The following is a 6,496-nucleotide window of genomic DNA, read 5'->3' on the forward strand; positions in this document are numbered from 1 at the left end:
AAGTGGCCATATCCAGAACTGGGCAATGGTTATGAACCAACTTCTTCTTCAAGATGAACTAAAAGATAGAGTGTTAAAGTATCTTGAGTAAATTAGAACTTACACACTTTATTTGACAAGCCCTACTTAGTAATCATTGTTATAGGCTTTATAATCAGTAACAAATTATTATTAGGTTTCAATCTTTAGTGTTTTTTTCACCACCTATAGACACTTTCACATGTATTTGCCTGTGGCTCATAATAACAATGTTGTTTATATTGTCCTGCTAATGGTTGACCATACCAAGTAGGTGGACACTGACCATACGGATTAAAATACCAAAGAGCATACTTAGAAGGATGCTGTCTCCAGTAATCTAAGGCTTGTTTAGCTAATCTTTTTTCTACTTCTCTTGCTCTTTGATAAAAAACATTACCTTTTTGTACTGCTTCAAAAGAATAATTTCCTCCTTGTACTTGAAAAATCACGTCCCTTATAGACCTTAAATTTAAAAAATCTAAACAATCAGCTTTAAGTCTGTTTACAATAACATTACCAACCATTAGCATCCCCAGTCGCCCTTCACCCTCAGCTTCTGCCCTCATCATCCTTGCCATCAATGCAACATCACTTTCGGTATACTTAACTCTTGGCACTTTTTATCACTCCTCTTTAAAAATTATATAAGTATGGCCAAATAAAAAATGCTTCATTGGTAGAATCAAAGCTTACCACACTGAATCGGTTTTATTTCTGCAAAAAAGTTTTTATTATTGAGCCCGTTTCATGAAATTAGGGGTAAGTGTGTTTCCCTCCCTTTACCCTCTTTATTAATAAAAATAAAAGCATTACTCCAATTTATGAAGTAATGCAAATGTAATACATTATTGTATGAGAAAAGATTTCTTAATATCATTGTTTAACTGCTTTAATATAAATTTTTTCTTATGAGAGGGTAAATGTACAGTTAAAATAAGTAAATCAACTAAATCTGGTTGTTCATTAGCTATTTCTTGCAAGTAATCTTTGCCGAACTCTTTCATAACAGGTAATAGTTTACTCATTTAGTGAAAGTCTACATCAATTTTCTTTTTGTTATCATTTGTTTTCTTTGGCATTCTGACTTCAAGAACACCGTTCTTATAGGTTGCTTTTACTCCCTCATTAGATACAGGGCTTGGCAAGGATACAGTCCTATGAAAGCTACCTGTATAGCGTTCTTTTCTATACATACTTTCTTCTTTAATCTCATTTGTTTTATTGATGGTACCGTTGATGCTTAACATATTATTTTCAATATCAATATTTACATCTTCCTTTTTCTCAAGACCTGGAATATCACATGAAGCAATTACTTCATTTTCAGTTTCATGCACATCAACTCTGATATTACCAAAATTATTGTTTTCCATCCCAAGATCTAGAGGGAAGTCAGAGAAAAAACGGTCAAAATTTCTTCTCATATTTGCTAGTTGTCTAAATGGATCATACGGTGTTAATGACATACAAATCACTCCTTGTTTTTTTATCACATGTATTTTCTTCTTAGAATTAAAAAATATACAAGGAAAGTTATGTGTATAAAAAATTTTATATTGTGAAAAATATTAAAGGTTAAATTTGGAGTATAAGGGAGATTTATGTGAATTTTTTTAAAAAACAGGCTAAGCAAATTGATGTTGAAAGTATTAAAAAACAATTATCTAACTCTCCTGATTTAGTTAATAGAACCGTAACAGTCGGAAATAAAACAATTGAATTGTACTTTTTAAAGAATCTTGTTAACCGTATATCAATAGAAAAAAATATTATTTCTTTCTTAAATAATTCTACATCTGAAGAAATTAATCTAAATTACTTGTTTGAACATTTACCAATTACCGAAGTTAAAGAACTAGTTGAAACAAATGATATTTCAAAGTATATATTGGATGGTTTTACTTTTATTTATTTACCATCTGAAAAAAAAGGACTATTCGCTGGTGTTGGTGATCCTGTTGAAAGGTCACTTGAAAAAGCGGAAACTGAATCTCTTGTTTATGGTCCTAAAATATCTTTTACAGAATCATTATCCACAAATATTAAAGTATTAAGACATAACGTCTCTAACCCTAATTTAGTTACTGATGAAATAATACTAGGTGAACGTGTAAAGCAGAAAGTAAGAATTGTCTATTTAAATGACATTGTTGACCCTGAGCTTGTTACCTCGATTAAGGATAGGCTAAATAATATAGAAATAGACGATATAATGGATAGTTCAGTTTTGGCACAGTTTTTAGATGATAATCCTTACTCATTTTTTCCTCAGTATTTAATGACTGAATTACCTGATAGAGTAATCTATTCCATAAATAATGGGAGAGTTGCTATTTTTGTTGATCGAAGTCCAACTGCAGTTATTTGTCCATCAACATTTTTTAGCTTTTTTGAAACTACTGAAGACGTTTATTTAAGGTGGATATTAAGTACAGTTCTTCGATGGCTACGTATGATTGCTATGGTGCTATCTATATTTTTTACTGCAATTTATGTGGCTGCCGTTACGTTTCATTATGAGGTAATTCCATCAAGGTTACTAGTTACATTAGGCCAGTCAAGGGCACAAATTCCTTTCCCGCCTATTTTAGAAGCCTTATTATTGGAAATTATGATTGATTTATTAAGAGAAGCTGGTGCGCGTCTTCCATCTAAAGTTGCGCAAACGATGGGGATTGTTGGTGGTATTGTTTTAGGGCAAGCTATGGTAGAAGCAGGGCTTACAAGTAATATTTTAATTATTGTTGTAGCATTAAGTGCATTAAGTTCGTTTACTGCGCCTAGCTATGAAATGGGTACAGCAATAAGAATTTTGCGCTTTCCGATTATAATTTTAGCGGGAGTATGGGGATTTAATGGGATAATTATCGGTGTATGTTTTTTATTAACTCACTTACTGAAACTAACATCAATGAATACGCCTTATTTAGCCCCACTTTATCCTTTCAATTCTATGGATTTGAAATACTTCTTGTTTAAATTACCAAAAGAATTTTATATAAACAGGCCCCTTACAAATCAAACATTAGATAAAAGACGGCTTATAGCAAAAAAAGAAAAAAGTGATAGAGATATTGATGATGAAATGTAGGTGTTACTATTAATACCAAAAAGCAATTAACACTAAATAGTTTCTTAATTTTTTACATTATTCAGGCGTCTCAAATAGGAGTGGGAGTTTTGGGAATTCCCAGGGTTTTATATCAGGAAACAAAACAAGACGCTTGGATAGTGATTATTCTGAGTGGCTTAATACTAAGCTTCATACTTTTGATAATGATTTATACACTAAAGAAATTTAATGATAAAGATTTATTTCAAATACACGGAATTTTGTTCGGGGAGATAATTGGAAAGATTATCAATACAATCTTAATACTTTATTTTTTGTCTGCCTTTTATTCAATCATGAGTGAATATATTGAACTTGTTATCTCATGGGGGAATGAGGGTGTATATTATTGGTTTCCAGCATTTGTCTTAATCGTTCTTTCAATTTACGGTGTTTTTGGAGGCGTAAAAGTTGTAGCTGGAATATGTTTTATTACTTTCTGGTTTACATTTTGGTTGATTCTCCTTTTACCCTTAACTTTTGACCATTTTATTTTCGAACGTATAGCACCAATATTTAACACACCTGTTGTAGATATTGGACAAGGGATGTTAAAGACAACTTATTCATTATTGGGATTTGAATGTATTCTGTTTATTTACCCCTTTGTAAAAGATAAAACAAAAGTATTTAGGTTTACTTTGTTAGGGATTTGGTTTACTCTTTTACTTATGCTAAGTTTAACTATTGTATCGATTTTATTTTTTAGCCCTAACCACCTTAAACATACAATATGGCCAATACTAAATATGATGAGTATTGTAAGGTTGCCGTTTATAGAAAGATTTGAGTATATTGCAGTTTCCTTCTGGATACTTATTATTTACTCAAATTTAACACTTTTTTTATGGATCGCTTCAAAAGGAATTAAGCGAGTGTTCAAATTAAGACAGAAAAAAGGTGTTTATGTTTCAGGTATATTAATATTTATATTAAGTTTCGTAATAAATGATAGGGATAGTACGGAAAAGTTTTCTGATTTTGTCAACTATTTTGGATTTTGCTTGTGGATTTGTTATCCTATATTTTTATTTTTAATAACCAAGGTAAAAAAGGTGTGAATCGAATTGATTAGGATAGGGATAGTAGTAATCCTCACTTTAATGTTATCGGGTTGTGGACTTCTTAATAAGACATTAGAGGAACAAGGAATATCAACAGTTTTAGGTTATGATTTACTTGATAATAACAAAATTAAAGGAACAGTGGCCCTATTGCAATTTAATCCTAATAAACCCCAGACTCAATATATAATATCTGACACAGGAAAAAATAGTAAAGAAATAAGACAGAAGTTAGAGAAAAAAACCAATCATGATCTCACATCAGGTCAATTAAGAACAATTATGTTTCAAGATAGATTAGCACAAGAAAGAGGCATAAAGAATTTGTTAGATACAATACAAAGGGACAATACGATAGGTTCACTTGTTTATGTTGCGATTGTAAATGGATCTGTAGAGGAATTAGTGAATAAATCGGAATATGAAGATGCTTCAGACATTGGAACCTATATTTACAATATGTTTGAAAAGCAAGTAGACAAAGAGATGTTAAATAATATAAACATTCACGATTTTATATCTTTATACTATGAAGTTGGTGTCGATCCTACACTTCCTGTTCTTAAATTAGATAAAACACCTGTCGTCCAGAGTGTAGCCATCTTTAATGTTGATAAAATGGTTGGGACAATTTCTACTCAAGAAAATCTTTATATAAAATTATCTAAAGGGAAAAAAGTATTTGGTTATAAGACCATTTCAATCCCTGTTGAAGAACTTAAAGAAGAGGAAATTTCAATTGAAGATGGACTTGAAAGTATAGAAATTAGTTTTAAACCTACATACTCAAAATCTGATTATAAGATTATTAGTAAAGATCATGTAGTATTTAGCCTTCAAGTATCGATTGAAATTAATGAAGTGTCTTCGACTATCGACTTTAATTCCGAAAATACAAAAAAGGTCGAAAAGCTTATTTCGAAAAAGATGAATAATGAGTTTAAATCAATTATCTCTAAATTGCAAGAAATGAAATCTGACCCATTTGGTTTTGGGAGTAAAATAAAAAGTTTAAGACAATACTCTAAATTAGAAGACAACGAGTGGTATGATATATATCCTAAAGTTTTAATAGAGACGAATGTATCAGTTAAGATAAAGAGGACAGGAGTGTTAAATTAGTAAATGTAAATAGTCCTCTTCTGTAACCCTTCTGATTAGACAATATGAGAATATTCATTATGGTTATTTTTTAAGCAGAACTATTCAATTTACGATAGCATGAAAGAGTAACAAAAACTTCGTTTAATTTCTAATTTCACTCATCGACGAGTGCTGTGTGAATTAGAAAGATGACCAAGACAATATCAGCTACGAACAACTCCTTGACAAATATTTTGTTCCGAGTGATTACTAGGACACTATTTGTTAAGGAGTTGATGTGAACATGAATGATGAACAAAGAAGTCAGATTAGGATTTTGAGGTACGAGGGCATTGGTTATAAGAAAATAGGAGATGCTCTAGGGTTGTCTCGTGATATCATTAGAGGTTATTGTAAAAGGCATGGGCTTGATGGCCGTGCAACTGATTTAGTAAAAAATCAAGATGAAGATGAAAAATTCAAACAAAAAATTACGAACGTATATTGTTTAAGTTGCGGATCGAAATTAGAGCAAAAAGGAATAGGTGCAAAAAAGAAATATTGTTCAATTGAATGTAAAAGGAAGTGGGAAAAAGATAATCCGAAAATTTATAAACTGCGGTGTGAGTATTGTAGAAAAGAGTATTTATCAGAAAGAGTAAAAAAGCGGAAGTTTTGTAGTAACGAATGCTACGTTAGAAACAGGTTCTTTAAAGAAGAAGATGCAGCAGAAATATTAGGCAAAATCATGAAGAGAAAACAGGTTGATTATGTACCTAAATGGCTAGAAGAATTACTGCTTTCATATATAAAGAATGACTGACTCTTATGGGTATCGAAGGTCTGAGAATGGGTATAAAATTATGAATTTTCTTATAATTAGATTTGTTAAAGCAATCGCTCTATAGATACCCTAAAAAGCTAAATTTAAATAAATGGATATTGAATTTGAATGATGGAAAAACTATGGAACAACAATCTTTTACATGTATAAATTTACGCGAAATGGGTATTTTTAGCGAAAATGTATCAACCATTTATGATAACACACGTTGAAGCAGTGGCGTTGCTACAAAAAGAAACTGTCTAATTAAAAAAATCTCTTGCTAGTTAAAATAAACATTTGCTAGTCCGACCCTGATTTCGTTAAAAAATACTTTTGCGATTTCGGGGTCTTTTCATGCCCAAACCCTTGTCCTGTCATTCTTTTATCGAC

The 6,496-nt window shown here is 31.0% G+C and carries 6 protein-coding genes; 4 read left to right on the forward strand and 2 right to left on the reverse strand.

What is annotated here, in order from left to right; translation table 11 throughout:
* Positions 1–197 precede the first annotated feature (197 nt).
* Positions 198–638, reverse strand: coding sequence for a cell wall hydrolase (locus QBK89_RS14905; protein ID WP_284141806.1), 441 nt, complete (start codon positions 636–638; stop codon positions 198–200).
* A 408-nt stretch (positions 639–1,046) separates the two neighbouring features.
* Complete coding sequence (locus tag QBK89_RS14910; protein ID WP_014481451.1) at positions 1,047–1,487, reverse strand: Hsp20/alpha crystallin family protein; 441 nt, start codon at positions 1,485–1,487, stop codon at positions 1,047–1,049.
* 137 nt (positions 1,488–1,624) lie between these two features.
* Between QBK89_RS14910 and QBK89_RS14915 the strand changes: the two genes are divergently transcribed.
* From QBK89_RS14915 to QBK89_RS14930, 4 genes are all read left to right on the forward strand, one after another.
* The gene (locus QBK89_RS14915) at positions 1,625–3,112 is read left to right on the forward strand and encodes a spore germination protein (protein WP_284141807.1); all 1,488 of its coding nucleotides are present in this window, start codon (positions 1,625–1,627) and stop codon (positions 3,110–3,112) included.
* An 8-nt stretch (positions 3,113–3,120) separates the two neighbouring features.
* Entirely contained in the window at positions 3,121–4,194 is a 1,074-nt protein-coding gene (locus tag QBK89_RS14920) for a GerAB/ArcD/ProY family transporter (protein WP_284141810.1), read from the forward strand.
* 6 nt (positions 4,195–4,200) lie between these two features.
* Entirely contained in the window at positions 4,201–5,319 is a 1,119-nt protein-coding gene (locus QBK89_RS14925; protein WP_284141808.1) for a Ger(x)C family spore germination protein, read from the forward strand.
* 265 nt (positions 5,320–5,584) lie between these two features.
* Positions 5,585–6,103 carry an RNA polymerase subunit sigma-70 gene (locus tag QBK89_RS14930; protein ID WP_284141809.1) on the forward strand — a complete coding sequence of 173 codons (519 nt, stop codon included), beginning with the start codon at positions 5,585–5,587 and terminating at the stop codon, positions 6,101–6,103.
* Positions 6,104–6,496 lie beyond the last annotated feature (393 nt).

This window comes from Virgibacillus sp. LDC-1, from assembly GCF_030137545.1.
GTDB lineage: Bacteria > Bacillota > Bacilli > Bacillales > Amphibacillaceae > LDC-1.